The sequence below is a fragment of the Haloferax sp. ATCC BAA-644 genome (assembly GCF_000336975.1).
GTDB classification, from domain to species: Archaea; Halobacteriota; Halobacteria; order Halobacteriales; family Haloferacaceae; genus Haloferax; species Haloferax volcanii.
In genome coordinates, this window is the sequence record NZ_AOLF01000013.1 from 420,563 (window position 1) to 447,558 (window position 26,996).

The 26,996-nt window shown below is 67.8% G+C and carries 30 protein-coding genes; 12 read left to right on the plus strand and 18 right to left on the minus strand.

What is annotated here, in order from left to right:
• Positions 1 to 11: 11 nt before the first annotated feature.
• A complete protein-coding gene (locus C458_RS05925; protein WP_008574063.1) occupies positions 12 to 1,121 on the minus strand; it encodes a glycosyltransferase family 4 protein in 1,110 nt (369 codons plus the stop codon).
• A gap of 120 nt (positions 1,122 to 1,241) precedes the next feature.
• Here C458_RS05925 and C458_RS05930 point away from each other — a divergent pair, with 120 nt between their 5' ends.
• Complete coding sequence (locus C458_RS05930) at positions 1,242 to 1,901, plus strand: 2,5-diamino-6-(ribosylamino)-4(3H)-pyrimidinone 5'-phosphate reductase (RefSeq protein WP_008574065.1); 660 nt, start codon at positions 1,242 to 1,244, stop codon at positions 1,899 to 1,901.
• Between the two features lie 129 nt (positions 1,902 to 2,030).
• Positions 2,031 to 2,366: a thioredoxin gene (gene trxA / locus C458_RS05935; RefSeq protein ID WP_008574066.1), complete on the plus strand. Its 336-nt coding sequence runs from the start codon at positions 2,031 to 2,033 to the stop codon at positions 2,364 to 2,366.
• A gap of 126 nt (positions 2,367 to 2,492) precedes the next feature.
• On the opposite strand, the gene C458_RS05940 is transcribed toward trxA, so the two are convergent.
• Positions 2,493 to 2,807: a NifU family protein gene (locus tag C458_RS05940; protein WP_004977179.1), complete on the minus strand. Its 315-nt coding sequence runs from the start codon at positions 2,805 to 2,807 to the stop codon at positions 2,493 to 2,495.
• Positions 2,808 to 2,916: 109 nt separating this feature from the next.
• Between C458_RS05940 and C458_RS05945 the strand changes: the two genes are divergently transcribed.
• Positions 2,917 to 3,633, plus strand: coding sequence for a ribosome assembly factor SBDS (locus tag C458_RS05945; protein WP_008574067.1), 717 nt, complete (start codon positions 2,917 to 2,919; stop codon positions 3,631 to 3,633).
• A gap of 31 nt (positions 3,634 to 3,664) precedes the next feature.
• On the opposite strand, the gene C458_RS05950 is transcribed toward C458_RS05945, so the two are convergent.
• On the minus strand, positions 3,665 to 3,994 hold the full coding sequence (locus C458_RS05950; protein WP_008574069.1) for an FUN14 domain-containing protein: 330 nt from the start codon (positions 3,992 to 3,994) through the stop codon (positions 3,665 to 3,667).
• A 240-nt stretch (positions 3,995 to 4,234) separates the two neighbouring features.
• Here C458_RS05950 and hflX point away from each other — a divergent pair, with 240 nt between their 5' ends.
• Positions 4,235 to 5,536: a GTPase HflX gene (hflX, locus tag C458_RS05955; protein WP_008574071.1), complete on the plus strand. Its 1,302-nt coding sequence runs from the start codon at positions 4,235 to 4,237 to the stop codon at positions 5,534 to 5,536.
• A gap of 31 nt (positions 5,537 to 5,567) precedes the next feature.
• Here hflX and moaC read toward each other — a convergent pair whose 3' ends face one another.
• Entirely contained in the window at positions 5,568 to 6,095 is a 528-nt protein-coding gene (moaC, locus tag C458_RS05960) for a cyclic pyranopterin monophosphate synthase MoaC (protein WP_008574072.1), read from the minus strand.
• Positions 6,092 to 7,528, minus strand: coding sequence for a bifunctional ADP-dependent NAD(P)H-hydrate dehydratase/NAD(P)H-hydrate epimerase (locus C458_RS05965; protein ID WP_008574074.1), 1,437 nt, complete (start codon positions 7,526 to 7,528; stop codon positions 6,092 to 6,094). The genes moaC and C458_RS05965 overlap by 4 nt, the downstream gene beginning before the upstream one ends.
• A gap of 89 nt (positions 7,529 to 7,617) precedes the next feature.
• Here C458_RS05965 and C458_RS05970 point away from each other — a divergent pair, with 89 nt between their 5' ends.
• The 3 genes from C458_RS05970 (at position 7,618) to C458_RS05980 (ending at position 11,675) form a co-directional block, all read left to right on the plus strand.
• Entirely contained in the window at positions 7,618 to 8,802 is a 1,185-nt protein-coding gene (locus C458_RS05970; protein ID WP_049896998.1) for an MFS transporter, read from the plus strand.
• Between the two features lie 43 nt (positions 8,803 to 8,845).
• Complete coding sequence (locus C458_RS05975) at positions 8,846 to 9,232, plus strand: winged helix-turn-helix domain-containing protein (RefSeq protein WP_008574076.1); 387 nt, start codon at positions 8,846 to 8,848, stop codon at positions 9,230 to 9,232.
• Positions 9,233 to 9,320: 88 nt separating this feature from the next.
• Complete coding sequence (locus C458_RS05980; protein WP_049896994.1) at positions 9,321 to 11,675, plus strand: ATP-dependent DNA helicase; 2,355 nt, start codon at positions 9,321 to 9,323, stop codon at positions 11,673 to 11,675.
• 51 nt (positions 11,676 to 11,726) lie between these two features.
• Here the strand turns inward: C458_RS05980 and C458_RS05985 are convergent, their stop codons facing one another.
• On the minus strand, positions 11,727 to 11,915 hold the full coding sequence (locus C458_RS05985; RefSeq protein WP_004063509.1) for a hypothetical protein: 189 nt from the start codon (positions 11,913 to 11,915) through the stop codon (positions 11,727 to 11,729).
• Between the two features lie 249 nt (positions 11,916 to 12,164).
• On the opposite strand from C458_RS05985, the gene C458_RS05990 reads away from it, so the two are divergent.
• Positions 12,165 to 12,386, plus strand: a complete 222-nt coding sequence (locus C458_RS05990) for a hypothetical protein (protein ID WP_049896990.1) — start codon at positions 12,165 to 12,167, stop codon at positions 12,384 to 12,386.
• Positions 12,387 to 12,465: 79 nt separating this feature from the next.
• Here the strand turns inward: C458_RS05990 and C458_RS05995 are convergent, their stop codons facing one another.
• Positions 12,466 to 14,208, minus strand: coding sequence for a DNA mismatch repair protein MutS (locus C458_RS05995; protein ID WP_008574080.1), 1,743 nt, complete (start codon positions 14,206 to 14,208; stop codon positions 12,466 to 12,468).
• 83 nt (positions 14,209 to 14,291) lie between these two features.
• On the minus strand, positions 14,292 to 14,594 hold the full coding sequence (locus C458_RS06000) for a UPF0058 family protein (protein ID WP_008574081.1): 303 nt from the start codon (positions 14,592 to 14,594) through the stop codon (positions 14,292 to 14,294).
• A 405-nt stretch (positions 14,595 to 14,999) separates the two neighbouring features.
• Between C458_RS06000 and C458_RS06005 the strand changes: the two genes are divergently transcribed.
• Positions 15,000 to 17,015, plus strand: a complete 2,016-nt coding sequence (locus tag C458_RS06005) for a PAS domain S-box protein (RefSeq protein ID WP_008574083.1) — start codon at positions 15,000 to 15,002, stop codon at positions 17,013 to 17,015.
• Between the two features lie 141 nt (positions 17,016 to 17,156).
• Entirely contained in the window at positions 17,157 to 18,905 is a 1,749-nt protein-coding gene (locus tag C458_RS06010; protein ID WP_008574085.1) for a bacterio-opsin activator domain-containing protein, read from the plus strand.
• Between the two features lie 29 nt (positions 18,906 to 18,934).
• On the opposite strand, the gene C458_RS06015 is transcribed toward C458_RS06010, so the two are convergent.
• From C458_RS06015 to C458_RS06045, 8 genes are all read right to left on the minus strand, one after another.
• Positions 18,935 to 19,327, minus strand: coding sequence for a response regulator transcription factor (locus tag C458_RS06015; protein ID WP_006600324.1), 393 nt, complete (start codon positions 19,325 to 19,327; stop codon positions 18,935 to 18,937).
• A gap of 91 nt (positions 19,328 to 19,418) precedes the next feature.
• On the minus strand, positions 19,419 to 19,625 hold the full coding sequence (locus C458_RS06020) for a hypothetical protein (RefSeq protein ID WP_004043580.1): 207 nt from the start codon (positions 19,623 to 19,625) through the stop codon (positions 19,419 to 19,421).
• Between the two features lie 108 nt (positions 19,626 to 19,733).
• Positions 19,734 to 20,114, minus strand: coding sequence for a helix-turn-helix domain-containing protein (locus C458_RS06025; protein ID WP_004043579.1), 381 nt, complete (start codon positions 20,112 to 20,114; stop codon positions 19,734 to 19,736).
• A 143-nt stretch (positions 20,115 to 20,257) separates the two neighbouring features.
• Positions 20,258 to 21,277, minus strand: coding sequence for a sulfite exporter TauE/SafE family protein (locus C458_RS06030; RefSeq protein WP_008578262.1), 1,020 nt, complete (start codon positions 21,275 to 21,277; stop codon positions 20,258 to 20,260).
• A gap of 20 nt (positions 21,278 to 21,297) precedes the next feature.
• Positions 21,298 to 21,447, minus strand: a complete 150-nt coding sequence (locus C458_RS18385; protein WP_004043577.1) for a hypothetical protein — start codon at positions 21,445 to 21,447, stop codon at positions 21,298 to 21,300.
• Positions 21,448 to 21,938: 491 nt separating this feature from the next.
• Entirely contained in the window at positions 21,939 to 22,403 is a 465-nt protein-coding gene (locus C458_RS06035; protein WP_008574087.1) for a DUF6691 family protein, read from the minus strand.
• Positions 22,400 to 22,891, minus strand: coding sequence for a YeeE/YedE family protein (locus C458_RS06040; protein WP_004043575.1), 492 nt, complete (start codon positions 22,889 to 22,891; stop codon positions 22,400 to 22,402). The genes C458_RS06035 and C458_RS06040 overlap by 4 nt, the downstream gene beginning before the upstream one ends.
• The gene (locus C458_RS06045; RefSeq protein ID WP_008574091.1) at positions 22,892 to 24,079 is read right to left on the minus strand and encodes an MBL fold metallo-hydrolase; all 1,188 of its coding nucleotides are present in this window, start codon (positions 24,077 to 24,079) and stop codon (positions 22,892 to 22,894) included.
• A gap of 267 nt (positions 24,080 to 24,346) precedes the next feature.
• Between C458_RS06045 and C458_RS06050 the strand changes: the two genes are divergently transcribed.
• Positions 24,347 to 24,598, plus strand: a complete 252-nt coding sequence (locus C458_RS06050; RefSeq protein ID WP_049896987.1) for a sulfurtransferase TusA family protein — start codon at positions 24,347 to 24,349, stop codon at positions 24,596 to 24,598.
• Positions 24,595 to 25,176, plus strand: coding sequence for a DsrE/DsrF/DrsH-like family protein (locus C458_RS06055; protein WP_008574093.1), 582 nt, complete (start codon positions 24,595 to 24,597; stop codon positions 25,174 to 25,176). The genes C458_RS06050 and C458_RS06055 overlap by 4 nt, the downstream gene beginning before the upstream one ends.
• 179 nt (positions 25,177 to 25,355) lie before the next feature.
• On the opposite strand, the gene C458_RS06060 is transcribed toward C458_RS06055, so the two are convergent.
• Both C458_RS06060 and C458_RS06065 read right to left on the minus strand, forming a co-directional pair.
• Entirely contained in the window at positions 25,356 to 26,159 is an 804-nt protein-coding gene (locus C458_RS06060; RefSeq protein WP_008574094.1) for an N-acyl homoserine lactonase family protein, read from the minus strand.
• Between the two features lie 159 nt (positions 26,160 to 26,318).
• Positions 26,319 to 26,981 carry an AIM24 family protein gene (locus C458_RS06065; protein ID WP_008574095.1) on the minus strand — a complete coding sequence of 221 codons (663 nt, stop codon included), beginning with the start codon at positions 26,979 to 26,981 and terminating at the stop codon, positions 26,319 to 26,321.
• Between the last annotated feature and the right edge of the window lie 15 nt (positions 26,982 to 26,996).

Below are 26,996 nucleotides of genomic sequence, written 5' to 3' on the forward strand. Positions count from 1 at the left end.
GGGTCGCCCGCTCAGTTCGCGTCCGACTCGGCGGCGTCCGCGTCCGCGTCGCTGGCTTCTACTTCGTTCTCCGCCCCGGCCGAGGGGTCGTCGTCGAGGATGCTGTGGTAGTAGTCGACCGTCTCGTCGACGACGCGGTCCCACGTGTACGGTTCGTACTCCGGTTTCCCCTCCAGCGAGAGGCCGTACTCGATGCCGTCGGCGATGGAGCGCGAGTCGGGTTCGACCTCGATAACGCAGTCCTCGGGGAGGACCTCGGCTGCGCCGCTTTCCGTGGCGACGACGCGGGTGCCCGTCGAGAGCGCCTCGACGATGGTGATGCCGAACGGTTCGGACAGCGACGGCGAGACGAACAGGTCCGCGGAGGCGTAGTAGTCACCGAGCGCCTCTTCGGGGACGTAGCCGGCCCACTCGATGCGGTCTTCGACGCCGAGCAGCTCTGCGAATCGCTTGAGCTGGGCGGTGAGGTGGCCCGACCCGCCCATGACGAGCGTCACGTCGTCGCGGGCGAGCTTCTCCATCGCGTAGACGAGGTGTGAGATGCCCTTCTGGTCGGTGTGCCGGCCGACGAAAAACAGCATCTTCCCGTCGATGCCGAGCTCCGCCTTGAGGTCGCGACCCGTCGTCTCGCACTCCGAAAAGCCGTTGTAGATGACGTGGCAGTCGCCGCCGTACTCCCGTTTGACCTTGTCGGCGAGGAGTTCGCTCACCGCGAGCAGGTGGTCACAGCGCTCGGCGATGCGGCGCTCGGTCTCGACTTCCCGCTGCGGCGGGTCGATGTTGCGGTCCGACGAAAGCGAGTGGAACGTGGTCACCCACTCCACGTCCTCGTTGTTCGACTTCGCGCGCGACCCCGGTCCGTAGCCGAACCAGTCGTGCGTGTGGACGATGTCGGCGTCGGCGGCGCGCTCCGCGAACGTCGACCCCAGCCGTCCGATGCGGGTGATGATGTCCCCTTCGCCGGTCGGAACCCCGACGATTCCCTCGCGGTCCGGCGCGTACTCGGCCGGGAGCACGAGTTCGATGTCCACGTCCTCCCGGTCTTCGAGTCGCTCGAACATCTCGCCGACGTGCGTGTCGAGCCCGCCGCTGACGTTCGGCGGAAACCCCCACCCCAGCATCAGGACCTTGGCAGTCATAGATGACACAATGTACCACAGAGCCCTATTTAATTCCTGTCCGGCAACACCGTGAGAGCACCTCACCGAAAGGCGTTTTCACCGCGGCGACGACCCGCGAGTATGCACGTCCACGTCAACGCCGCCGCGAGCCTCGACGGCAAGCTCTCGTCTCGACGCCGCGAGCAGGTGCGGATAAGCGGCGACGACGACTTCGCCCGCGTTGACGAGATTCGCGCGGCCGCCGACGCCGTCGCCGTCGGCGTCGGAACCGTCCTCGCGGACGACCCGCATCTCACGCTCGACGACCCCGGCCTCGTCGCCGCCCGCGAGGACCGCGGCGACTCGCCGCATCCCGCCCGCGTCGTTGCTGACTCGCGCGCCCGAACCCCGACCGACGCCCGGGTTCTGGACGACGCGGCGGCGACCTACGTGCTCGTCTCCGAGGCCGCGCCCGAAGGCCGGCGCGAGGCGCTCGAAGCCGCCGGGGCGGAACTCGTCGTCGCGGGCGCGGAGCGGGTGTCGCTCCCCGACGCCTTCGACGCGCTCGAAGCGCGCGGCGTCGCCAGACTCATGGTCGAAGGCGGCGGCGAACTCATCTTCTCGCTGTTCGAGGCCGGCCTCGTCGACGAACTCACGCTCTACGTCGGCTCGATGGTCATCGGCGGCCGCGACGCGCCGACGCTCGCCGACGGCGAGGGGTTCGTTTCCGACTTCCCCCGGCTGTCGCTCCGCGACGTGGAGCGGGTCGACGACGGGGTGCTCCTGACCTACGACTGCTGAGTCTGCGTCTTCGCCTCCGCCTCGTTCCGCGAATCCGACCGTTTTCGCCGCGAATGCGGCGTTTCGCGGTCGTGCGTCGCCGCGCAAACAGGCGCAATGGGTAAGAGTGTCGCGCCGATACGTGGAGGTATGAGCACTCCGAAGACAACCGACGCGCCGATCCATATCGAGAGTTCGGACCAACTCGACGAACTCATCGCCGACAGCGCGGTCGTTCTCGTGGACTACCACGCCGACTGGTGCGGCCCGTGTAAGATGCTCGAACCCACCGTGGAGGAAATCGCCGAGGAGACCGACGCCGTCGTCGCCAAGGTCGACATCGACGAACTCCAGGAGCTGGCCCGCGAGCAGGGGATTCGCAGCGTCCCGACCCTGCAGTTCTACGCCGGCGGCGAACAGGTCAAAGAGGTCATCGGCGTCCAGAGCAAAGAGGACCTCGTCGACATCATCGACGCGGCCGCGTAAGCCGGCGTCAGCTCCGCTCGGCCCGATTCTCCGGTTTCCATCACGGCGAGCGGCGAGCGCGGCGCGCGCTCGGAGCGTCGTCGCTCGTGGGGTCGGTTCGGTCGAAAAGCGATGGTAGAAGGCCGCTCAGAAGGGCGCGTCGGACACGTCGGGTTCGAACCCCGCGCCCGGCTCGTCGTCGTAGAAGCCGCCGGTCGAGGCGTGGACCGCGTCTATCTCCTCGAACTCGGCGACCATGCGCGCCTTCAGCGCCTGAATCGTCATCGGGGAGATACCGCAGCCGGAACACGCGCCGGTGAGGGAAATCCACACCTCGCCGGTCTCCTCGTCGATGGCCTCGATACCCGCGTCGCCGCCGTGCATCTCGATTTGGGGGAAGTTCCGCCGCATGAACAGGTCGAGCCGTTCTTCGAGGGACTTCTCCGACGCCTGCGAACTCATACGAAGACGTGGGGCGCGGGCGAGCATAACGATTGCTCCGAACGGGGCCGCAGCGAATTTTGCGTGACGCCGCCGAGGGCTTTTTACCACGGAGAGAGAATCGGAAGCTATGATTTCACTCGACGAGGCAGTCACGGCCCGCCTGGAATCTCACGGCGCGCGGTTCGAGGTGCTCATCGACCCGGACGCGGCGCTCTCGATAAAGCGCGGCGAGTTCGACGGCGACCTCGAAGAGGTCATCGCCGCCGAAGACGTGTTCGAGGACGCCTCCCGCGGCGACCGCCCCGCCGAGAACGACCTCGAGACGGTGTTCGGGACGACCGACCCGCTGGAAATCATCCCCGAGGTCGTCAAACAGGGAGAGATTCAAATCACGGCCGAACAGCGCCGCGAGATGCAAGAACAGAAGCGCAAGTCGCTCATCAACCGCATCGCCCGCAACGCGGTCAACCCCCAGATGAACGACTCGCCGCACCCGCCGGAGCGAATCGAGCGCGCGCTCGAAGAGGCCGGCTTCAAAATCGACCCGATGGAGCCCGTCGAGTCGCAGGTCGACGACGCCCTCGACGCGCTCCGCCCCGTGTTGCCCATCAGGTTCGCCGAGGTCACCGTCGCCGTCCAACTCCCCGCCGAGTACGCCGGCAGCGGACAGGCGCAGATTCGAAGCTACGGCGACCTCGAACGCGAGGAGTGGCAGAACGACGGCTCGTGGGTCGGCGTCATCACGTTCCCCGCGGGGATGCAAAACGACTTCTACGACAAGGTGAACAACATCACGAGCGGCACGGCCGAGACGCGCATCGTCAAGGACGAAGACGAACTCTGAGACGGGACAGCGCGTCTTCGAGACGCGTCGATTATCCCTTCTTGAAGCCGACGAGGAAGCCGCCGGAGAAGCCGGCGGAGATGGACAGCGTCGAGAGAATCGTCGAAATCCAGTCCGGCGGCGCGCCGGTCGCGGCGTCCTGCGTGGCGCTCACGAGGCCGCCGGTGAGGCGCTCCCAGTCGACGGTGATGATGCCCCGCGATTCGAGGAATTTGAACACGGCGAGTTCGAGACCGACGATGACGGCGATGAGCTTGGCGATTTTCTTCGCCGCGAAGCCGATGATGCCGCCGATGACCGCGCCGCTCCCGAACTCGATGCCGAGCTGTTGGGGGTCGATGCTCAGTTGTAAGGGGTCCATACGGCGAACATCCCGCCCGTCGGCATAAGTGATTTGTGAGGATACTGTCGCCATCATCGGACTGTCAGGTCGCGCCCGGGCAACCTACAAGAGTCCCGGCGACCAAACGCGGCCATGGAACGGGAGGTGACGGGACGCCATCTCGACGCGTAACCCCGGCCGAGCGGGGCTTAAGTGCCTCCGGCGGCTAGTACCGACTGACACAGTGCAGGCAACGTACCCCACAATCGAGGTGCGGCGATGAGCCGCGTCGTCGTCGCGAAGCGCGTCGACCGCGGAGACGCCGACCTGACGGAGATATCCGACCTCGCCCGCGCGGCGGGCTACGAGGTGGTCGGTGAACTCACGCAGACCCGCGAAGAGGACGCCGCGTTCCACTTCGGCGAGGGGAAGGTCGGCGAGTTAGCGTCGCTCGTCGCCCGCGAGGACGCCGCCGCCGTCGTCTTCGACAACCGGCTTGGCCCCTACCAGACGTACAACATCGCCCAGAAGCTCCCGGACGACGCGGAGGTCATCGACCGCTTCACGCTCATCCTCGACATCTTCGGCCAGCGGGCGAACACCCGCAAGGCGCAGTTGCAGGTCGAACTCGCCGAGCTACGCTACGAACTGCCGCGCGCCGAGGCGAAGGCGTCGCTGGCGAAGCGCGACGAGCGCCCCGGGTTCATGGGCCTCGGCGAGTACGACGAGAGCCGCGAGCAGGACATCAAGGCCCAGATTTCGCGCATCAAGAACGAACTGGACGCCATCGCGGACAAAGAGGAGACCCGGCGCGAACAGCGCCGCGAGTCCGGCTTCGACCTCGTGGCCCTCGCGGGCTACACGAACGCTGGGAAGTCGACGCTGATGCAGCGGCTCGCCGCCGACCTCGAAGTCGGCCAGAACGACGACCTCCACCCGGACCTCGACCCGACCGCGGAGTCCCAAGACAAGCTGTTTACGACGCTCGGGACGACCACGCGCCGCGCCGAGACGGGCAAGCGAGACGTGCTTCTCACCGACACCGTCGGGTTCGTCTCGGACCTCCCCCACTGGCTCGTCGAGTCGTTCAAGTCCACGCTCGATTCGGTCTACCGGGCTGACCTCGTGTTGCTCGTCGTGGACGCCTCCGAACCCGTCGAGGAGATGCGCGAAAAGCTCGTCACGAGCCACGACACGCTCTACGAGCGCAACGAAGCGCCCATCGTGACCGTGTTCAACAAGGTGGACAAGGTCGCGGCCGACGAACTCGACGAAAAACGCGCGGCGCTGTCGGCGCTCGCGCCCAACCCCGTCGCCGTCTCGGGGCTGACCGGCGAGAACGTCGAGGAACTGGCCGCCCGCGTCGAGGACGAACTGCCCGCGTGGGAGCGCGAGCGCCTCCTGTTGCCGATGGCGGACGACACGATGAGCCTCGTCTCGTGGCTCTACGACCACGCCCACGTCGAGACCGAGGAGTACGAGGGCGAACAGGTCCACGTCGAGTTCGAGGCGCGCCCCGCAATCGTCGAGAAGGCGCGGGCGAAGGCCGCCGACCTCTCCGTGCCGGCCGACTCGGCCTGAGTCGCGCGCCGGGACGCCCCCTCTCAGCACCTCACGCGAGCGTCGTTTTCTCCTTCGTGACGACCTCCACGTCCGAAATTCGCGTTCCCGGATACTGGCCGTCGTCGTCTTTCTCCGCGGCTTTCACCATGTCCCAGACGACGTTGAGTCCGGTCGTCACGCCCTCTAACGCCTCCATCTCGCAGCCCGTCTTGCCGGTCGTGCCGACCGTGACAGAGAGCGTGACCGACTCGTCGGCCACCTCGAACGCGGTGTCGACGTTCGTGATGGGAATCTGGTGGCACATCGGAATCGTCTCCCATGTGTGTTTGACGGCCTGAATCGCGCCGATTCGGGCGGTCGCCAGCACGTCTCCCTTCCCGATTTCGTCGTCGCGGATAGCCCGCACCGTCGCGGCGCTGAGGTGGATGGTGCCGCGGGCGACCGCCCGGCGGCGGCTGTCCGGCTTCGCGCCCACGTCGACCATCTGAACGTTGCCCTCCTCGTCGACGTGCGTCAGGTCGCGGTCGCCGCCGTCGGCCGACTCGTTCGACTCCGAACCGGCGCGCTCGTCGCTCATTCGTCGTCACCTCGGAGGGCCGCGGGCAGTCGTTCGAGCAGGTCGGTGGCGACGAGGCCGCCGCCGAACTCGTCGGCGGCGAGGTCGCCCGCGCGGCCGTTCGCGTAGGCCGCGACGGCGGCGGCGTCGAGCGGGGGCAGGACGGCCGCGAGCGCGCCGGTTGCGCCCGCCAGCACGTCGCCGGTCCCGCCGACGGTCATGCCGGGGTTCCCGGTCCGGTTGACGCGGACCGCGTCGCCGTCCGAAACCACGTCGTACGCGCCTTTCACGAGGAGCGTGTGGCCGAGGTCGGCGGCGAACTCGCGGACGAGGTCGCTCCGCGTCTCCCAGTCGGCGTCGGTTTCGCCCCCCATCTTCCGCAACTCGCCCTGATGGGGCGTGCAAATCAGCGCCGCCTCGGTGTCCACCTCGGGGACGACCTGAAGCGCGTCGGCGTCGACGACGGCGGTTCCGTCGTGGGCGGCGAGGAACTCCCGGACCGCGGCGAGCGACTCGTCGGTGTCACCGAGGCCGGGGCCGAAGACGACGGCGTCGCGGTCGGCGGCGAAGTCCAGCAGGTCGGGGACGTGTTCGGGCGCGAGTCGGTCGCCCGAGAAGCCGCGGACGATGAGGTTCTCCGAGTAACCCTGCACCTCGCGGGCGACGGCTTCGGGGCAGGCGACGCGGGCGAGGTCCGCGCCGGCTCTGAGCGCCGACTGCGCGGCGAGCGCGGGCGCGCCGGTGTACGGGCCGCCGCCCACGACGAGCACGTCGCCGTGGTCGCCCTTGTGGCTCTGGGCGTCGCGGTCGAGCGCGAGGAGGTCGCCGGGACCGGAGAACAACTCGGCGGCCTCGGGGATACCGATGTCGGCGACGACGACCTCGCAGTCGAGGTCACCGAGACCGGGCTTGTCGTCGTGGAAGGTGACGACCCGGTCCGCATCGACCGCGAGACCCGCCGCGTCGCCGGTGTCGGCGTCGACGCCGGAGGGCACGTCCACCGCGAGAACGGTCGCGGACGACTCGTTGATTGCGCGCGCGGCCGTCGCCTCGGGTTCGCGGAGCGCGCCGGTGACGCCGGTGCCGAGCATCGCGTCCACGACGAGGTCGGGGTCACCGAGGTCGACGGCGGTCGAGTCGGTGACGGTCCGGCGGTCGGCCTCGCCCGCGACGAGGGCGTCCCAGTTCTCGCGGGCGATGTCGGTCGAAATCGTCTCGGGGCGGCCGAGCAGGTGGACGGTCACGTCGTACGCTTTCAGGAACCGCGCGGCGACGAGCGCGTCGCCGCCGTTGTTACCGCGGCCGGCGACGATTGCGACCGACGCGCCGGGGTCCGCGAGGTCGCGGCAGGCCCGCGCGACGGCGTTCCCGCTCGACTCCATGAGCTGTTTCCGCGGCACGCCGAGCGCCTCGGCGTTCAGGTCGACCGCGGCCATGCGTCGACTCGTAATCATACGCCCCCGTTCGCCCGGCGGCGCGTTAACACATGTGGTCGCGGGTCGGATTCGCAACGTTTGACTCGGAGGCGACTGAATTCGAGGTAGTGACTCGCCGCCTCTTCGGAACTCTCTGCGGACTCGTCTTCCTCGTCAACTTCGGCCGCGTCGCGTTCCCGCCGCTCGTCGAGACGCTCCAGACCCAGTTTTCTGTCGGCCCGGCGACCATCGGCGTCGTGACGAGTCTCGTCTGGCTCGGGACCGCCATCCCGCGCATCCCCGTCGGCTACCTCCTCACGCGCGTCTCGCGGTCGAAGGTCGTCCTCGGGTCGGGGACGCTCCTCGTCGTCGCCGCGGCGTTCACCGCGAGCGCCACGTCGGTGCTGACGCTCCAAATCGGCGCGTTCGGCCTCGGCCTCGCCTCCGGCGCGTACTTCGTCTCCGCGACCCCGCTCGTCGGCGAACTGTACCCCGAGCGCGTCGGCCGCATGGTCGGCATCCACGGCGCGGCCAGTCAGGTCGCCGCCGTCGTCGCCGCGCCCGTCGTCGTCTTCATCCTCGCGTCGTACTCGTGGCGCGAGACGTTCTGGGTGCTGGCGGCCGCCGGCGCGCTCGTGACGCTCCTGCTCTACGCCGTCTCGCGAGACGGGAGCGCGGGGGCCGGCACGGGCGCGGACCGCGACTTCTCCGCCGCGCTCGGCCACTGGAAGCTCATCCTCACGGGCATCCTCCTCATCGCGCCCGCGGGGTTCGTCTGGCAGGGCCTGTTCAACTTCCTCGTGTCGTACATGACGCAGGCGAAGGCGTTCGACGCCGCCACCGCGAGCACGATGCTCACCATCGTCTTCGCGGCGGGCGTCCCCGCGTTCTCGCTGTCGGGCCGCCTCGCGGACAACCTCCCGCACGTCCCGTACATCTTCGGCCTGCTCGTCGCTTTCATCGGCGCGCTCGTCGCCCTGACGTACGCGCAGGGCTTCGTCGCCGTCGCGGCCGTCGTCGCGGTGCTCGGCTACGTCATCCACAGCCTGTTTCCCGCGCTGGACACGTTCATGCTCTCGTCGCTGCCGAGCGACGCCCGCGGGAGCGCCTACGCCGTCTTCAGCGGCGCGGCGCTCCTCTTGGAGGCTAACGGAAGCGGCGCGGTCGGCTTCCTGACCGAGGCGGACTACGCCTTCGAGGCGGTGTTTCGGACGCTCGCCGGGGGGCTCGCGGTGTTCGTCGCCGCGCTCGCTGTCCTCTACGCGGTGAACCGGCTCCCCGGTGTCGACCGGGCCGAACCATCGAGTAACTGACAGACGAAACGATTTACTTCCCCCCTCCCGTGATGTCAGTTGTATGTCAGGGTCGCGGCCGACTGACGGGAGCGCCGATACGACCGGTGAGTCAGACCCCCGGGTTCACTGGCTCGACGACGATGAGACGGCGCAACTCCTCGGGAGCCTCTCCTGTGACACCGCCCGCGACCTGCTGTCGTGTCTGCAAGAGTCGCCCGCGACGGCGACCGAACTCGCAGCGCGGGTCGACACCTCCGTCCAGAACACTCGCCACCACCTCGGAAACCTCATCGGCGCAGACCTCGTCCGCGTCGCCGACACCCGCTACTCAGAGAAGGGTCGCGAGATGAAAGTGTACGCCGCCGCCGCGCCGTTCGTCGTCTGCATCGGCGGCGATGGGGACGACCGCGAGGCCTTCGCTGAGGCCGTCTCCGCGTTCCTCGAATAGCTCGGCGCGTCCCGCGCCCCGTGCGCCGGCGGGCTCGCTCTCGCGCGAACGTTCAAGTACGGGTCCGCGACCAGTCACCGACACCCCTATGGCCGTCGCAACTGGACCACAGAGCGTGACCTGGCAGGAGGTGTTCGGCCACCCGGAGGCGTACCCGGAGCAGGCCGACGGAATCGAAACCGCGATACAGACCGCCCGAGACGACGGGTTCGCCGTCGTTGAGGGCGCGTGCGGGACCGGCAAGACGATGCTCGCGCTCACCGCCGGCATCGACCTCGTCCGCGACCCCGACTCCGACTACGAGCGCGTCTTCGTCCTCACGAGCGTCAAGCAACAGCTCCGGCAGTTCGAGGCCGACCTCCGAACCATCAACGAGAACCTCCCGACCGACTGGAAGCCCGTCTCGGGGCTCACGCTCGTCGGCAAGTCCGACGTGTGTCCTTACAGCCGCGAGGGCTGCGGCGGCATCGACGACGCGACCGTCTACGACCGCTGTGAAGCCCTCCGCGACCGGACCCGCGGGCTCGTCGGCGACGGCGGCCGGACCAGCGCCGAGACGCTCGCCAAAGACGCCCGCGAGCAACAGACCGGCCTCCTCGACACCGGCTCGACGGCCGCGGGCCCGGACTACCTCGAAACCGCGGGCGACCCGACGCCGTACCCGACATCGATGCCGGAGTACGAGGACGTGGAGTACTGCCCCTTTTACGCGAACTTCCTCGCGGACCTCCCCGACGACGGCGACCCGATAGAGGCCGTCCCCTTCGAGTTCGACGACGAGGGACTCATCGGGACCGAAGACCTCGTCTCGCTGGCCGCGGGCGCGGGGTCGTGTCCGCACTCCGTGATGGGCGCGCTATTGCCCCACGTCGAGGTCGTCGTCGGCAACTACTACCACGCGTTCGACCCGACGACCGTCGGCACGTTCACCGGCGCGCTCGTCGACGACTCGACGTTCGTCATCTGCGACGAGGCGCACATGCTCGAACCCCGCGTCCGCGACCTCGTCTCCGTCGGCGTCGGCGACCGGACGCTCCGCGACGCCGAAAGCGAGTTCACGCGCGTCATCCAGCCGGTGAAGTTCGACGACGCCGGCAAGTCCACCGTCGACGCCGACCTCGTCCGCGGGGAGCTTCAGGAGGCCGACGTGACGCTCCGCGAACTGGAGGAGACCCGCGACTTCATCCGCGACCTCCGGGAGGAGCTCGACCGGCGCGTGACCGCCCATCTCGACCGCGAGTACGTCGGCTGGCGCGCCGACCTGACCGAACTCGACGACGAGGAGCTCCCGCTTCGCGACCCCGAGGAGCCCGGCGTCGACGAACTCACCGAGTGGGCCGAGGAGCGCGGCCACGACGAGGGAACGTGGGTCCGCGCCGAGGCGACCGGCTCGGCGGTCGCCCGCATCCTCGACTCGGTCGAAGAGGACGACAAGCGCCGGGCCGCCCCCGCGGCGGGGCGGGCGCTTTCGACGTGGGCCTACGCCGACCACGAGAAGCACTTCCGCGAAATCGAACTCGAACGGACGTGGGACGAGATGGAGCCGCCGGAGTCGTGGCGGCGCGCCTACAACGCCCGGCTGTCGGTCCACAACTGCGTCCCCGGCGAGGCCATCGCGGAGCGCCTCGGTGACTTCGGCGGCGGCGTCCTCATGAGCGCGACGCTCGAACCCATCGACGTGTTCCGGCGCGTGACCGGCCTCGACGCCCTCGCCGACGACGGCCGCCCGGTGGCCGAGCGGACGTTCGGCCTCGGCTTCCCCGAGTCGAACCGCGCGAGCTTCGCCGTCGACGTGCCGAAGTTCACCCACAGCAACCGCGGGCCGCCCGGCGAGGAAAACGAGACGCGACTGGCGTACACCGACGCCGCGGTCGAGGCGTGCGAGCGGTCGCCGGGCAACGTCCTCGTCGGGATGCCGAACTACGCCGAGGCGGAGTGGATGGCGGGCGCGCTCGAAGCCCGCGTCGATAAGCCCGTCCTCCTCGACGAGTCGTCCGACGACGGTGCCACGGAGCGGCTCAAGCGCGACTTCTTCGGCGGCGAGGGGAAAGTGCTCGTGACGAGCCTCCGCGGCACGCTCACGGAAGGCGTCGATTACAGCGGCGACAAGCTCTCGGCCGCCGTCGTCTGCGGCGTCCCGCTCATCAACACGTCGTCGCCGCGGACCCGCGCGGTGAAGACCGCCTACGACCGCGAGTTCGGAGACGGCTTCGAGACGGCCTTAACCGTTCCCGCGGTCAGAAAGGCGCGACAGGCCATCGGGCGCGTCATCCGCGGGACCGACGAGGTCGGCGTCCGCGTCTTCGTCGACGCTCGGTACGCCCGCGACTCGTGGAACGGCGTCCGCGACTACCTACCGGCACAGGAACGCGAGGAGTTCAGGCCGGTGAGTCCAGATATGCTCGGCTTCGGCCTCGACCAGTTCTGGTCGTCGGTCGAGTAGTCGCGGCCGGGGTCGCGTCGCGGCGGCGAGCGGACAGTCGTCAGGAGAGCGTCAGCGTTCGTCGTCCCACGCGTCCCGGCAGTCGTCGTCGCAGAAGTGCCGCGCCTGCACAGCGTCGTCTTCGACCCACGTAACGACGTGATGCGTCGGGTTGTTCGCAATCGGCTCCCCGCACGTCGCGCAGGTCGGGGCGTCTTCCGGGTCTACGTTCGCTTCCAAATCGGACGTGGGATCGACCATTGACACCCAGATGGCGGTTCCGGGCACTTCAACCCGTCTCCGCCGGCAGAAGTCGCCCGACGGCGCGCCAGACAGCGCGCCCGACGCAACGAAACTGTGGAATCCACACCTGCGCGTCGGTGAACACGGCTATGTATCACTCCGTACTCCCACTTGGTGCAACGTTTTGTAACCCGCGGGTATTGTCAATGCCTACCACACTTAGTGAAGGTTATGTAATCACGGTCGCGTTTGTGTACGTGACGGCGAATGTCCGAACTGCCCGCATCTCAGAACTCGGTTGCAGGGACCGCTGACCGCGCCGGCGCGGATACCACCGGAGACCGCTTCCTCCATAGCGTCGTCGTCTCCTATCGAGGGAGCCCGGACCAGGTCACCGTCTACCCCCGACGCGATAGCTGCTGCGACCGGATGGAGGCGTGGTTGACCGCCGACGCCGACGCGTTCGTCCCGCTCGACGAGATGTGCTGAGTCGTCGAGGCCGACGCGGTCGATGCGCCGCCGACGAGCGTTCCCGCCGCCGCTCGCCCCCCTCCGACGCCGCGTCGGCTCAGTCGACGAACTCGGCGTCGGACAGCGTTTTCTGTACCGCTTCTTCGCCCACAGCCGCCGCCAGCGCCTCGAAACCGGCGCGCTCGGCGCGGTCGCGGGCGTTCGCCACCAGCCGCGAGACGATGAACTCCGGCGTGGACTTGCCGACCGTTCCGAACCGCGGCTGGTAGTCCACGCGCAGTTCCAACTCGTCGGTCAGCCCCTCGGCGAAGATGCCGTCGATGCGGGCCTCCGGCGGCAGCGGGCTCAGTTCGTCCGCGAGGTGCGTGACGTAGACGCCGAAGGCGTCGCGCTCGACGGTGAGGTTCACGAGGCCGTTGAGCAGGTCGGCCGCGCGGCCCGGCTCGGTGATGGCCTCGAACTCGTCGACGAGCATCAGCGTCCGCCCGTCGCCCGAAAGCGGCGGGACGATGGACTTGAGCGTCGATTCGAGCACGCCCGCGTTGAAGCTCGCGTGCCGGCGGTGGAACACGACCGAGTCGAACCGGCCGACGACCGCCGACGCCGCGGGGACGGGAAGCCCCATCGACGCGAGGATGGCGACCTGCGAGAGCGTCTCCAAGAGCGTCGTCTTCCCGCCGCTGTTGGCCCCCGTGAGGACCGACACGCGGTCACCGACCGGCGGCGTCGGGCCGGACGCGCACGCGAGGCCGTGGTCACCGACGGCGTAGGAGACCGGCTGTGGGTCGTCGAGAAAGAGGTTCCGCGCGCCGCAGACCGCCAGCCCCGTCTCGGCGATGTCCGGCGGCGTCAGGTCGTACTCGTCGGCGAACCGCGCGAGCGACAGCGACAGCGCGACCTCATCGACGGCCTCGACCGCGAGGTCCACGTCGTCGCGGGCGGCCCAGATACGGTCGCGTAGCTCCTCCGCGACGGTCTCCTCGCGGGCGGCGGCGTCGGCTTCGAGGTCCTCGACGAGCGCCCGGAGCGACGCGCTCACGAAGTCGGTCGCGTCGCGGGCGTCCTCGGCGGCGACCGCCTCGACCTCGCCGCGCGAGAGGTCGGTCTCCTGGGCGACGTACTGGACGAACGCGGCGCGGAAGTCGTCCAGCGAGCGGACGCCCCGCGACTGGATGGTTTCGAGCACGTCGAACGAGCCGGATTGGAGTTCCTTCGCGGTGTCGAGTCTGCTCCGCAGGCTGTCGAGGCGGTCGTCGGCACCCGCGGCGACCGAGCCGTCGTTGTCGACGTAGCCGAGCGCCCCGAGCGCATCGCGGAGGGCGTCGGGGTCGGCTTCCGCCAGCGCGTCGAACGGCTTGCCGCGGAGTCCGGCCTCGCGGAGTTCGAGCGCCGCGCGAACGGCGGCGCGCTCGGTCTCGCCGGCCTCGTCGTACTCGCGGAACGTCGCCTCGATGGCGTCGCGGGCGTCGTCGTCGAGGTCGGCCCACGCCTCCCGCGCCGCGAGGATGCGGTCGAGGCGGTCGCGCCGGGCCTCGACGGTCGGCAGCGGCGTCAACACGCGGATGCGGTCGGCGGCGTGTTCGGTCAGCGCGCGGTCGCTCGCCAGCGACAGCAGGTCGTCGTACACGTTGCGGGCGTCGCGGGTCGCCAGCGCGTCGATGCCGGCCTGCCCGTCGGCGCGGCGGAGGATGCGAACCGCCCGCCCGCGGGTGACGCCGGCGTCGACGAGCGCCCGCACGTCGGCCGACTCGATGGCGGCGACCGCCCCCTCCCTGCCGAGCGCCGATTCCAGTCGGTCCGAGGTCTTCGGGCCGACGCCCCAGTAGTCTTCGAGTCGCATACCGGGGGCGTCTCACCGGGCGCTCTTAGGTCCACCCGTCGGGCGGTGCCGCCGCTGTTCGAGGAGCGGGCCGCGAAGAAAACTCAGTACGAGGGGGCGCGCTGGTCGGTGTCCGTGCTGGCCGTCTCGTCGGACCGGAGCAGGTGTCGGCCGGGCACCGCCTCCGCGTCGCGGTCGAGGTCGCGGGCCGCACAGACCGCGAGGGTGGTCGTGAGCGTGCGGACGGCGCGCTCGTGGTCGGCGCGGCAGTCCCGGAGGGCCATCGGGCCGATTCCCAGTCGGTTGTACGGTTCGAGGTCGCCGCTCGTGAGTATCCCACCGTCGCGGTAGTCTGTGGCGATTTCCACGAGCAGCGAGTGGACGTGGATGAGCTCGTTTTTCTTCATTGGTTGCACGTATGTGCTCATCGGGGGTAAATGACGCGGTGAAGCGTTTTTTCGGTCTTGTATCTGCCTCGGCTAGAAATGAATGTATATGCCGGAGACACGAACGAAACATCCGCGGCTCGTCGGTCGATTCCGCGGAAAGGGAGTTGGGGTTTGGGCAGGGACACGTCCCCTGGGCGGAGAGAGGGGGTGGGTTGTCGATTCCGCCGTGGGGGCGTGCGGGCACGACGAGTGACCCGGGCAGGTCACTGTGGCCATATAGTCGAATGGAACGGTTAGTAGTAAGTCACAACCCTACGTGGTTAGGGCCGATTCGAGCCGACCGAGAAACGCACAAGTCGGTGGGGGTTAGAGTCGGGGTATGCACGCACGACGGGACGCCGGTCCGCGGAGGGGTCGAGAGGGATGACAGACGGCTCTCCGCGGTCGGTCGACGAGCCGTCGGCGGCCGAGCGCGAACTGCGCCAGCGGCTCGACATCCTCGCGACGTTCAATGAAGTGATTGCGGACGTGAACGAGACCATCGTCGACGCCGCCGAGCGGGCGGACATCGAACGGCAGGTCTGCGAGCGACTCGTTCAGACCGAGGAACTCCGGTTCGCGTGGGTCGGCGTCGTCGACGAGACGACGGGCGACGTGGAGCCGACCGCGTGGGCCGGCGACGAGGACGGCTACCTCGACGAGATAGCCGTGTCGGTGTCGGCGGACCGGCCCGAGGGTAACGGTCCCGTCGGCCGCGCGGTCCGGTCGAACGCGGTGCAGGCGACCCACAGCATCCCCGACGACCCGGCGTTCGGCCCGTTCCGAGAGCCGGCGCTCGAACGCGGCTACGGCTCGGCGGCGTCGGTGCCGCTCGTCTACGACGACGCCCGCTACGGCGTGCTCACGATGTACGCCGAACACGAGCGGGCGTTCACCACGGAGCTCGACGAGCCGATTTCGAACCTCGGCCACGCCGTCGCCCACGGCATCGACACCCACGTCCGGCGGGAGCGCGAGCGCGAACTCGAACGCCGCGAGCAGGCGTTTTCGCGCATCGTCGAGAACATCGAGGAGTACGCGCTGTTCCGCCTCGACGCCGCGGGGCGCGTCGAGAGCTGGAACCGCGGCGCGACGGCCATCAAGGGCTACGACGCCGACGAGATACTCGGGAAACACATCGAGACGTTCTACACCGACGAAGACGCCGAAGACGGCCTGCCCGAGCGCCTTCTCGACCGGGCGCGGACCGAGGGCCGGGCGGAAAACGAGGGGTGGCGCGTCCGGGCCGACGGCACCCGCTTTTGGGCGTCCGTCACCATCACCGCCCTGACCGACGACGCCGGCGAGGTCATCGGTTTCGCCAAGGTAACGCACGATATGACCGAGCGGAAGCGCCGCGAACAACAGCTCGACGCGGTGTTCAACAGCACCGTCCAGTACATCGGGCTGGTCGAGCCGGACGGCACGGTCCTCCGGGTGAACGACGCCGCACTCGACCTCGTCGACGCCGACCGCGACGACCTGGTGGGGACGCGGGCGTGGGAGACGCCGTGGTGGCGCGGCGACGACGAGCGCACCGCCGACCTCCGGGCCGCCCTCGGCCGCGCGGCCGACGGGGAGTTCGTCCGCTACGAGGTCGAAATCGACCGCGAGAACACCGACCGACTGGTCGTCGTCGACTTCTCTGTCACGCCGGTTACCGACGACGAGGGCGAGGTGTCGTTTCTGGTCCTCGAAGGCCACGACATCACCGCCCGCAAGGAGCGAGAGCGAGAGCTGCGACGCGAACAGGAGCGACTGGAGTTCGTCAACCGCATCATCCGCCACAACCTCCTCAACGGCTTGAACGTGGTCGGCGCGCGGGCGGACATCGTCGAGGACTTCGTGGACGATGCGGGGCTGACCCACCTCGAAACGATACAGGGACGCGTCCGCGAGATGACCGAACTCGTCGGGACGATGCGGACGTTTATGAAAGTCATCGTCGAGCGGGAGTCCCACGAGTTCCGCCCGCGTCGCATCGACGAGGCGGTCGGCCACGGCGTGGAGTCGCTCCGGCGGGAGTCCGACGCCGCGAGCGTCGCCGTCGGGCGACTGCCGGAGATTTCGGTCGTCGCCGACGACCTGCTGGACGAGGTCGTCGAACACCTACTGAAAAACGCCGTCCAGCACAACGACAAACCGGACCCCGCGGTCGAAGTCGAGGTGGCCGCCGGCGGCGACGCGGTCGAACTCCGCGTCTCCGACAACGGGCCGGGCGTCCCCGACGAGGAGAAACACCGCATCGTCGACCAGCGCATCGAGGACCTGTCGAACCCGGGCAACGGCTTCGGGCTGTTTCTGGTCCGCGAAATCGTCGAGAGCTACGGCGGCACGGTCGAAATCGAGGACAACGACCGCGGCGGAGCCACGTTCGTCGTCACGCTCCCGCGGGCGTGAGTTCGCCCCCGAACTGGACCGCTTCAGTCGGGGAGTAATCCGACGGCGAAGACCGCCGACTCGGGTCGCCGTACCGCCTAAATTCCACCTGTTTCGATGGGCAGATATATTACCGTCCGCCGTTACTGTGTGTTCGATACGATGGTCACCGAACGCTCGGCGCGCGAGAGCCCCGACCAGCGGGCCGCCGAGCAGGTCGTCCTCGTCGTCGACGACGACGAGGACCTCGCGGACACCTGCCGGTACTGGCTCGACGGCGAGCGGTTCGCCGTCGAGACAGCCTACGGTGGAGCGGAAGCGCTCTGCCGACTCGACGACACGGTCGACGTGGTCCTCCTCGACCGCCGGATGCCGAACGTCACGGGCGACGACGTGCTCGAAGAGATTCGCGAGCGCGGCCTCGACTGCCGCGTGGCGATGATGACCGCGGTCGAGCCGGACACCGACATCGTCGAGATGCCGTTCGACGCCTACCTCGTCAAGCCCGTCTCGGAGTCGGAGGTCAAAGAGACGGTCGAAGAGCTGCTCGTTCGGTCGGGGTTCGAGTCCGGGGTCCGCGAGTACTTCGCGCTCGAATCCACCGAGGCGGCGCTCGACAGCCGTGACGTAGAGGAGCTCCGCGAGCCGGAGGCGCTTTCGGACCTCCGCAGTCGCTTGGAGGCGGTGCGGGCCGAACACGAGGCGGCGATTCGAAACCGCGAGGCGCAGCTCGACCGCCTGAACCGAACGAACGAACTGCTCCGCGACGTCGACCGGGCGCTCATCGACGCGCGGACCCGCGACGAAATCGAACAGACCGTCTGCGACGTAGTCGCGGACGCGCACGAGGCCGCCGTCGTCCTCAGGCGCACCGCCGCCGGCACGCTGCGGTGTACCGCGGCGGCGGGCCACGGTCTCGACCCCGCGGGCATCGACCTCGACTTCGTCGACGAGGCGTTCGGCGTCGACGGGGCGGTCGAAGACGGCTTCGTCTTCGAGGATATCTCCGAGGCGCACCGCGCGGCCGTACTCGGCGACGACGCCGACGACCTCGACGCGGTCTCGGCGCTCTGTGTTTCCATCGACTACCGCGAGACGATGTACGGCGCGCTCGTCGTCTACGACGAGACCGACGGCTTCGACGACGAGTCCGCGGGGCTGTTTTCCGACCTCGGAGCGACCGTCGGCAACGGCATCAACGCGACCCAGAGCAAGCGGCTTCTCAACGGCGACAGCGTCGTCGAACTGGAGTTTCAGGTCGGTCGCGACGCCGGCGTGCTCGCCCGCCTCTCGGAGGCGCTCGACTGCCAACTCTCGCTCGACGGCGTGACCCGCCTCGACGACGGTCTCGCCTGCTTCGTCAGCGTCGCGGGCGCGTCGGGCAGCGACGCGGTCGCGGCTGCGGTCGACGCCGACGGCGTCTCGCAGGCCCGCGTCGTCTCCGAGGGCGACGAGGAGTCCGTCGTCGAACTCCGCACCGACGCCGAGGCGGCGCTTTCGACCGCTATCGACCACGGCGCGAGCGTGGAGCAACTGACGCTCTCGGAAGGGACCGGCAGTCTCGCACTCCGCGTCGCGGCCGACGCCGACCACGGCGCGCTCGTGGAGGCGGTGGCGACGACCGCACCGGGCGTCTCCGTCGTCGCGAAGCGCGAGGTCGAGCGGTCCGTCCAGTCGCCCGACTCCTTCCGGCGGGCGCTCGACTCGAAGCTGACCGACCGGCAGCGGACGGTCCTCGAAACGTCGCTCGTCTCCGGCTACTTCGAGTGGCCCCGGGGGAGCACGGCCGAGGAGGTCGCGGACTCGCTCGGTATCTCGCCGCCCACGCTCCACGAGCACCTCCGGACGGCGGAGCGAAAGCTCATCGAGACGTATTTCGACGAGCTGAATCCAGCGCCGGCGGACGATTGAGGCGGGCGGGGGCGAGCGACCGAGGAGAGTTAGTCGAGTGTTGCTTCGGGCGTGTCGTCGATGAGTCGAGCGGCGGCGTCGAACACGTCGCCTTTGGTGACGGGTTTCGTGAGCACGTCGTCGACCGGGAGGGCGGTTAGCTCGTCGTCGGGCGTGGCGCTGAGCATGACGACGCCGAACGACGCCGGGTCGGCTCGGCGGCGGAGTTCTTCGAGGACGGACTCGCCGGAGAGACCGGGGAGGTTGCGGTCGAGAAAGACGAGGTCGACGTCGTCGTCGAACGACTGGAGCGCCTCGCGCCCGGTGTAGGCGACCCGGACGCGGTAGCGTCGTTCGAGCCACAGCGCGAGGCTGTCGGCGAGGGCGGCCTCGTCGTCGACGAGGAGGACGGTCGGCGCGTCGTGAGTGTGAGTCTGTGTCATGGCTCGGACCGTGGCTACGGTGTCTCGGAGGCGGTCGTGCGGACTCGGAGGCGGTCGGTCGAAAGCGGTCGTCGAGCGGCGCGGGTGTCGCTCACGCGTCGTTCATGCGCTGCGACTGCGTGTTGCCACAGCGCGTACAGCGCGTGACGCGGTACGGCTCGCGGGAGAACTGACGGTTCTCGCGCTTCCGGCTCTCCGTCTTGATTTCGATGGAGACGTCGTGCGGCGTCCGCGACTCACACGACGGGCACTCTTCGACGAACTCGTTGTTTCGGGGACTGCTTTTACTCTTCGACATACGGTGGTCGTGGCAGTAGCTATGGACTCTATACCGTTGAATACGGAACCTAATCGATTTGGGACGCGGACCAATCGAGGGGCGGCGGCCGCTCGTCGGCCGAGAGGACTACTCCGCGGGGACGATTTTCTCGTCGTACTTGTCGCGGAACTCCTGGATGAGCGTGCCCATCTGGGCGTACCAGTCGTTGAGCATCCGCTGCATATCGTCCGCGACCTCGTTGGGGTCGGTCGGGTGGTAGACGTGGTAGTAGCCGCCGTGTTCGTAGTTCACCTGCTGTTTTTGGATGAGGCCCGCCTGCAACAGGCGCTGGATGGAGCGGTAGGCGGTCGAACGCTCCCGTTCGACCGCTTCAGCGACCTCGTCGACGGTCAGGCGGTCGTCGGTCTCGACGAGCACCTCGAAACACCGTCGGTCGAGTTGCTTCAGTCCGTGGAGACACTCGAGGAGCCCCTCGCACTCCATGTCCGATTGCAGGTATTCGACCATCGAGCTAGCCATTGTCGGTTCGGGCTACGTGGTCAGCCCTGAAAAGGGTTTGTATAGTTTGCACAACACCGAGGGGGAGACAGCGACCCGGTGTGGCGGATTCGTGTTCGATGCGAGTGCGGTTCGCGTGCGAATCGGTGCGGTCAGTCGGCGGTCGAACTCCCGGCAGTCGAGGGCGCGCGCATGGACTTGACGGCGCTGTAAAGCACCGCGCCGGAGACCATGAGCGCCGACCCGAGGATGAGCGCGAGGCTGACGTAGTCGAGGACGCCCATACCGAGATAGTTCCCGGCCTGCCGCACGGCGACAGCGAGCGCGCCGAGGAGCAGCATCAGGCCGAAATAAATCTTGATTTCGTCCTCGTCGACGATGGAGGTCGCCGCGGAGCCGACGCGCGCGCCGAGCGCGGAGCCGGCGAGCAGCGGCGCGACGATAGAGAGGTCGACGCCGCCGGACTGCGCGTAGAGGAACGAGCCGATGCCGCCCGAGAACATGATTTCGAACAGGTCGGTCCCGACCGCGATGGGTACGGGAACGCCGATGAGGTAGAACAGCGCGGGCATGCGGATGAAGCCGCCGCCGACGCCGAGGAACCCCGAGAGGAGCCCCGTGGCGAACGCGACGAGCAGAATCATCCACAGCGAGACCTGCACGCCGCCGCGGAGCGTTATCATCGGCGGCAGCGAGTAGCTCTGAATCTTCTTCGCCAGCTCGGGGATGTCGTCGGCGTCGATGTCGGCGTCGCCGTCTACGTCGTGGCTGACGCCGCCGCCGTCGCCGCCTTTCAGCGCCTCGTAGGTGACGAACAGCCCGATACCGCCGAGGAGCAGCACGTACGTGACGCTGATGATGTTGCCGGCGAGTCCGAGTTCTTCGAGGTAGAGGACGATTTCCTTCCCGACTTCGAGGCCGACCGTGGTCCCGATAATCATCGAGACGCCGAGTTTGTAGTCGACTTGCCCGAGGTCGCGGTGTTTCAGCGTCGCGATGACGGAGGTCCCGAAGACGAACGCGAGGCCGGAGCCGACGGCCACGCGCGAGGGATAGCCCATGACGAGCAGCGCGGGCGTCACGAGGAACGACCCGCCCATGCCGAAGAAGCCGAACAGGACGCCGATGAGAACGCCGAACGCGACGAAGAGCGCCAGCAGCCCGGCCGACATGCCGAATAGCTCCAGCACGCTCACTCACCACCGATTGCTTTCCGCACGGTCGGGCCGAGCGCCGCGGTCAGCGCGCCGTAGCCGACGTACAGCACCATCGCCTCGACGAGGACGACGCCGACGAGCGCGGCGGCCTGCGCGTTCCCGCCCAGCGTCTCGATTCCGAACATCTTACCAGCACCCCTCGGGGTGCCCGGAGTGTATTGCACTCATCATACTTTCTTGTACATGGCTGGCTAACCGGAGTGAGAATATAACGCTTTTGGGAATACTGTACAAGACCACATCGTGATTGCATACTCATAAGTTATAGAAAGAACATAGAAATACCACCTACTCTGGGAATATTTTGTATCACACGACGTTACGAACATATTTGTCCGCTATCTATGACAAAATAGCTGTTTGCTTCTTGTGCAATACTATCTCTAACCAGCTACAGTCGCAGAGCCCCGGCCGAGAGCTACTCACGACGACGTTTTCGAGTCCCGGCGGCGAGCGTCCAACGCCGACTCACGGGCGGAAACGACCACCGACTGCTCGACAGCGCGCGCGACGCGGTCCATCGGCAGCGGTTCACCAACAGGGTGAGGAGAACCCCGTCGCCGTCGCTCTGCGGACGAGGGTACAAAAAGAACGAAATCCGATTCGGCGGGGCGGCTCAGTCGGCGGCGGTGCCGGTCGCGGCGCTGTCGGCGCGGCGGGCGCGCCAGAGCCCCTGGAGGTACGCGCCGACGAACATCCCGCCGATGGCGATGAGGATTGGGTAGTTGCCGATGCCGAGGCTGGCGTAGGCCGCACCCGGGCAGATGCCGGAGATGCCCCAGCCGGCACCGAAGACGACCCCGCCGACGACGACGTTCTTGTCGAACGACTTCAGCCGGCGGCCGTAGTCGCGTCCGGTGAGGGGCGCGCGGTCACCGAACGCCTCGGCGAGCGCGAAGACGGTTCCGGTGACGACGGCGGCCCCGCCCATCACGAAGACGAGGCCGAAGTCGTCGAACTGGAGGAAGTCGAGGACGACCTCCGGGCGGGCCATGTTGCTGACGGCGAGACCGAACCCGAATATCAGGCCGCCCGCGACGACGACCAGCATGAACCCGAGTCCGCGTTCGTCGTCGCTCACGGCGACACCCCCAGCGCGCTCAGGAGCTGTGCGACCCCGATGGCGACGAGCATGAACGTGGCGACGTTGACGAGCGAGGTCCGCGAGCGCGAGCCGACGCCGCAGACCCCGTGGCCGGACGTACACCCCTTCCCGATGCGGGTGCCGACGCCGACGAGCACGCCGCCGACGGCGAAGCGCCACGGCTGCACGTCGGAGACCCACCAGCCGTCACCGAACAGGACGGTGTAGAGTGCGGCCCCGGCGACGATGCTCAGGGTGAACACGACCCGCCAGTCCCGCGAGGCGACGTACTTCGCCTTGTTGAACCGCGGGAGGTCGGAGACGTACGACAGCGTCGATTCGAGAAAGGTGCTCGCGCCGGCGATGACGCCCGTCCCGAGGTAGATGACGGCGGTCCCGAGTCCGATGAGGAGGCCGCCGAGCGCGTAGTGCGCGATACCGTTCGGGAAGAGCCCGTCGACGAGGAGCGGCGTCAGACCCGACATTTAGTTCGTCAGAGCTTCGTTGCTGGCCGCGCAGTTGTTCGGCCCGAGTTCGAGCTCGAAGGCGCGGTCGTCGTCCGACTCCTGCACGCCGAGGTTCGTCTCGATGATGTCGACGTAGTTGGCCGGTCGCGGCGGCATATCCGAGAGGATGAACTCCACGAACTCCTCTTTGGGCATCGACAGTGCGTCCATCGTGTCCTTCAGTTCCCCGAGCGTGGCGGTGTAGCTGCCGTCGTCGGCGGGGATTGCCGCGTCGCTGAAGTGCGCGGAGGCGACGATGGCGTCGTCGTCGTGCGAGAGGACGCGCTCCTGCAGGGAGTCGTAGAGCATCCCGGCCGCGTCGGGCGCGCCCTCGTCGCCGTCTTCGAGGTCGGGGCGGGCGACCGACTCGATGAACAGGCCGTCGCCCGTAAAGAGCACGTTGTCGACCTTGTAGGTCGTCATGCCGGTCGTGTGGCCGGGCGTGTGGATGGCCTCGATGTCGGTGTCGCCGACGGCGAGCGTCTCGCCGTCCGCGATTGTGTCGTAGGGCGTGTCGTAGTCGACGCCGCGGGCTTCGGCGGCCTCGGGGATGACGCCCGTGACGCCGTGGTCTTCGACCAGCGTGCGGACCCCGCTGATGTGGTCGGCGTGGATGTGCGTGTCGACGGCGTACCTGAGTTCAGCGCCGAGCGCCTTCGCGTCGGCGACGTACTCGTCGGCGAAGTAGCGGAGCGGGTCGACTACGGCCGCCTCGTCGCCGTCGACGACGAGGTACGCCAGACAGCCGCTGGAGGGGCGCTGGTACTGCGCGACGAGCGCGTCGCCGTCGGTCTCCAGTTCGGTGTACTCGTAGACGCTCGCCCAGCCGTTCATGCCGCGTTCGAGCGCCACGGCGTCGTAGCCCTCCTGAATCAGGAGCCCGGCGACGTACTCCGAGGAGTGACCCTTCGCGCAGAGGACGACGAACTCCTCGTCTTCGGGCAGCTCTTCGAACAGCGACTCGTCGAGCTCCTCGTCGAGGAACTCGAAGTAGGGGATGTTGACGTGCGAGACGTTCTCGCCGTCGATGCGCCAGTCCTCGTGTTCCGACGGCACGCGGTTGTCGAGGATGGTGAGCGCCTCGCCCTCGTCGATGCGGGCTTTCAGCGCCTCGGGTTCGATGACTGGCACGTCGACGTCGAGTTCCGGCAGGTCTGGAACGGTCATGTATGCATCACCCACTATCGGGTGGTCAGACTTAAACTTTCGGATGGTAGTTTGTGTTTTCTACAATATTCATCCCGCAGATATCGTCCAAATATAGTGCGATTTCGCACTCGCGTAAGCGCACAATGGTTCTTAAGCCCGTGAATCATCTGTTATTGCCCGGGTAGACGTAGCTGAGTAGATATTGTGTAGTCTACCCAAGAACCGACACACTTTTACGAAGCACCCTTATATTGTGGAATACACCCAACACAGGTGACTTCGAAAATGAGTACATACGAACCCACCGAGACCCTCGACGTGAAAGGACTGTCCTGCCCGATGCCCGTCGTCAAGACCCGCGGCGCGGTCGACGACCTCGAAAGCGGCGAGATTCTGCGGGTCGTCGCGACCGACTCCGGCAGCATGAGCGACCTGAAGGGCTGGGCCGACGCCACCGACGGCGTCGCCATGCTCGAACAGGAAGAAGCCGAGGAAGACGGCGACGCGGTCTTCCGCCACTTCATCCAGAAGGAATGAGCTCGGACGCCGACGCGCCCGTCGACGCGGGAGCCGCCTCCGTCGAAGACCTCCGAGCGCAGGTCCAAGCCCTGCAAGAAGAGGTCTCGGACCTCCGGGAGGCGACCGACGACGACGGCCAGAAGTCGATGACCATCATCGCGACCAAAGGCACCCTCGACATGGCGTACCCGCCGCTCATCCTCGCCAGCACGGCGGCCGCATTCGGCTGGGACGTCGTGGTCTTCCACACGTTCTGGGGGCTCGACATCCTCCACGAGGAGAAGTCGAAGAACCTGAAGCTCAGCGCGGTCGGCAACCCGAGCATGCCGATGCCGAACGCCGTCGCCGCGTTGCCCTTCATGGACAGCGTCGCCACGAGCATGATGGAAAAGAAGATTCAGGAAAACGGGACCGCGACCGTCGAGGAACTCATCGAGACCTCCCTCGACATGGGCGTCGACCTCCAGGCCTGCCAGATGACCATCGAGCTGATGGGCTACGACGAAGCCGAGTTCTACGACGGCGTCACCACCGGCGTCGGCGCGGCGACGGCCCTCCAGCACATGGCCGACGCCGACGTGCAGCTCATGATTTAGGCCGGCCCGTCGTCTCCCACAGCCAACCAATCCTCCAACCCCTCCCCCCACTCCACCCCTCCGCACTATCCCTGCGGTTCCCTTTTTGCTTTCTTCGACTGACCGAGAGCGGTCGCCGTCGGCCGGCCATCGAATGAATCCAGAAAATCAGAATCCGACGCGCGCGCCGTCCACCCGCTTCAGACGTTCCAGCCGTCGCCGAACGACTCGAAGCGGGCGAGGTCGTGGCCGAACAGCACGTCGCCGCCGGTCCGGCGTTCGAGTTCCTTCACCGTCTGGAGGCTCTCGAACCAGTCGCGCTCGCTCCACAGCAGGCCGGGGCCGAGCGGCACTTCGTCCGCGTAGTTGCCCTCGACGTAACACTCGTCGCCCGCGACGAGCACGTCGCCGTCGGGCGTTTCGATGTGCGCGCCCAGCACGCCGGGGGTGTGACCCGGCAGGTGAACGAGCCGGAAGCCGTCGAACAGCGTGTGTTCGTCGCCGTGGACGACGTGCCAGTTCAGGTCGCGGTCGAAGTCGGAGGCGAGGTACGCGATGGAGCCCTCTGTCGTCTTCGCCGAGTAGTAGGCGAACTTCAGTTCCTCCTCGTGGACGTATATCGGCACGTCTGTGCCCGCGAACTCGACGAGGCCGCCCGCGTGGTCGAGATGCAGGTGGCTCATCACCACCGCGTCGATGTCGGCGGGGTCGTAGCCGACCGCGCCGAGGTCGCCTTCGAGCGTGTGGTCCGCGGCATCGACGTGCGAAAACGCCTCGTACAGCGGGTCGGGCCAGTAGCCGTCGGCGGCGGCCGGGTTCGAGCCGGTATCCCACAGCACCGTCCGGTCGGGGCCGTCGACGACGGCGTTCCAGACGACGAACTCGCTCATCTCGTGGTCGGGGTTCGGGTTCGACGCGCTCCCCATGGAGTAGCCGTCGAGGACGTAGCCGGTGTCCGCGTGAACGCGGCCGCGGTCGACCAGGTGGACGCTGATGTCACCCATATTCCGGGGTTAGGACGGAGCCGGCATAACCGTTCAGGCAGTCAATATATCTCCGTCGGGCACTAGAGATACGCGTCGTTTCGGCCCGCGCCGTATCGGCTCGCGGGGCGAGCGCGGTCGACGAGCGACGGTGAAAAACGGGAGCGAACGGTCGCTACGCTACTGACCGGGGCCGACTTCCTCGAACGGTTGGACGATGACGAAGCCGTCGTCGCCCGCGAATTCGAGCTGGTAGGACTCGCCCGACGAGCGGCCGAGCAGGCCCTTGATGTTGATGTCGCGGTTCGACGACGGCGAGACGTTGCCGCTCCACGCGACGGTCGCGTTGGGGTCGGTCTTGACCGGCGTCGGGACGACGATTGGCTCGCCGTGGGTCGTGATGGCGACGTGGCCGGGGCCTTCGAGGAAGACGTTGAACAGGCCGCCCGAGGAGGTGCCGGCGATGCTCGTCAGCATCTTGATGTCCCAGTTCACGCTCGACTCGAACGCGAGCACGTCGTTGCCGTTGACGCTCAGCTCCTCGCCCGCGTCGAGTTCGAGAATCTGGACCTCCTTGCCCTGGTCCGCGAGGTAGAGGTGGCCGGTGCCGGTCGCCTGCATCATGACATCGCCCTCGCCGGTGGCCTTCTGCTTGAGCATCCCTTTCAGGCCGCCGGCGGACTTCCGCTCGAAGGAGATGTCGCCGGTGTAGCCGACCATCGACCCGGCTTTCGCCATGACGTGCCCGTCGAGGGCCACGTCGAGGAGCTTCGAGCTTTCGAGTTCGAAGGAGTCGCCGCCTTCGGACGGTGCGTGCGCGCTGACGAATTCGTCTAAGTCCATTGAGTCACCGAGTCG

Coding starts and splice junctions, on each gene's coding strand:
- C458_RS05925 (WP_008574063.1), bottom strand. CDS start 1,121: ATGCTGGGGTGGGGGTTTCCGCCGAACGTCAGCGGCGGGCTCGACACG.
- C458_RS05930 (WP_008574065.1), top strand. CDS start 1,242: ATGCACGTCCACGTCAACGCCGCCGCGAGCCTCGACGGCAAGCTCTCG.
- trxA (WP_008574066.1), top strand. CDS start 2,031: ATGAGCACTCCGAAGACAACCGACGCGCCGATCCATATCGAGAGTTCG.
- C458_RS05940 (WP_004977179.1), bottom strand. CDS start 2,807: ATGAGTTCGCAGGCGTCGGAGAAGTCCCTCGAAGAACGGCTCGACCTG.
- C458_RS05945 (WP_008574067.1), top strand. CDS start 2,917: ATGATTTCACTCGACGAGGCAGTCACGGCCCGCCTGGAATCTCACGGC.
- C458_RS05950 (WP_008574069.1), bottom strand. CDS start 3,994: ATGGACCCCTTACAACTGAGCATCGACCCCCAACAGCTCGGCATCGAG.
- hflX (WP_008574071.1), top strand. CDS start 4,235: ATGAGCCGCGTCGTCGTCGCGAAGCGCGTCGACCGCGGAGACGCCGAC.
- moaC (WP_008574072.1), bottom strand. CDS start 6,095: ATGAGCGACGAGCGCGCCGGTTCGGAGTCGAACGAGTCGGCCGACGGC.
- C458_RS05965 (WP_008574074.1), bottom strand. CDS start 7,528: ATGATTACGAGTCGACGCATGGCCGCGGTCGACCTGAACGCCGAGGCG.
- C458_RS05975 (WP_008574076.1), top strand. CDS start 8,846: ATGTCAGGGTCGCGGCCGACTGACGGGAGCGCCGATACGACCGGTGAG.
- C458_RS05980 (WP_049896994.1), top strand. CDS start 9,321: ATGGCCGTCGCAACTGGACCACAGAGCGTGACCTGGCAGGAGGTGTTC.
- C458_RS05985 (WP_004063509.1), bottom strand. CDS start 11,915: ATGGTCGATCCCACGTCCGATTTGGAAGCGAACGTAGACCCGGAAGAC.
- C458_RS05990 (WP_049896990.1), top strand. CDS start 12,165: ATGTCCGAACTGCCCGCATCTCAGAACTCGGTTGCAGGGACCGCTGAC.
- C458_RS05995 (WP_008574080.1), bottom strand. CDS start 14,208: ATGCGACTCGAAGACTACTGGGGCGTCGGCCCGAAGACCTCGGACCGA.
- C458_RS06000 (WP_008574081.1), bottom strand. CDS start 14,594: ATGAAGAAAAACGAGCTCATCCACGTCCACTCGCTGCTCGTGGAAATC.
- C458_RS06005 (WP_008574083.1), top strand. CDS start 15,000: ATGACAGACGGCTCTCCGCGGTCGGTCGACGAGCCGTCGGCGGCCGAG.
- C458_RS06010 (WP_008574085.1), top strand. CDS start 17,157: ATGGTCACCGAACGCTCGGCGCGCGAGAGCCCCGACCAGCGGGCCGCC.
- C458_RS06015 (WP_006600324.1), bottom strand. CDS start 19,327: ATGACACAGACTCACACTCACGACGCGCCGACCGTCCTCCTCGTCGAC.
- C458_RS06020 (WP_004043580.1), bottom strand. CDS start 19,625: ATGTCGAAGAGTAAAAGCAGTCCCCGAAACAACGAGTTCGTCGAAGAG.
- C458_RS06025 (WP_004043579.1), bottom strand. CDS start 20,114: ATGGTCGAATACCTGCAATCGGACATGGAGTGCGAGGGGCTCCTCGAG.
- C458_RS06030 (WP_008578262.1), bottom strand. CDS start 21,277: ATGTCGGCCGGGCTGCTGGCGCTCTTCGTCGCGTTCGGCGTTCTCATC.
- C458_RS18385 (WP_004043577.1), bottom strand. CDS start 21,447: ATGTTCGGAATCGAGACGCTGGGCGGGAACGCGCAGGCCGCCGCGCTC.
- C458_RS06040 (WP_004043575.1), bottom strand. CDS start 22,891: ATGTCGGGTCTGACGCCGCTCCTCGTCGACGGGCTCTTCCCGAACGGT.
- C458_RS06045 (WP_008574091.1), bottom strand. CDS start 24,079: ATGACCGTTCCAGACCTGCCGGAACTCGACGTCGACGTGCCAGTCATC.
- C458_RS06050 (WP_049896987.1), top strand. CDS start 24,347: ATGAGTACATACGAACCCACCGAGACCCTCGACGTGAAAGGACTGTCC.
- C458_RS06055 (WP_008574093.1), top strand. CDS start 24,595: ATGAGCTCGGACGCCGACGCGCCCGTCGACGCGGGAGCCGCCTCCGTC.
- C458_RS06060 (WP_008574094.1), bottom strand. CDS start 26,159: ATGGGTGACATCAGCGTCCACCTGGTCGACCGCGGCCGCGTTCACGCG.
- C458_RS06065 (WP_008574095.1), bottom strand. CDS start 26,981: ATGGACTTAGACGAATTCGTCAGCGCGCACGCACCGTCCGAAGGCGGC.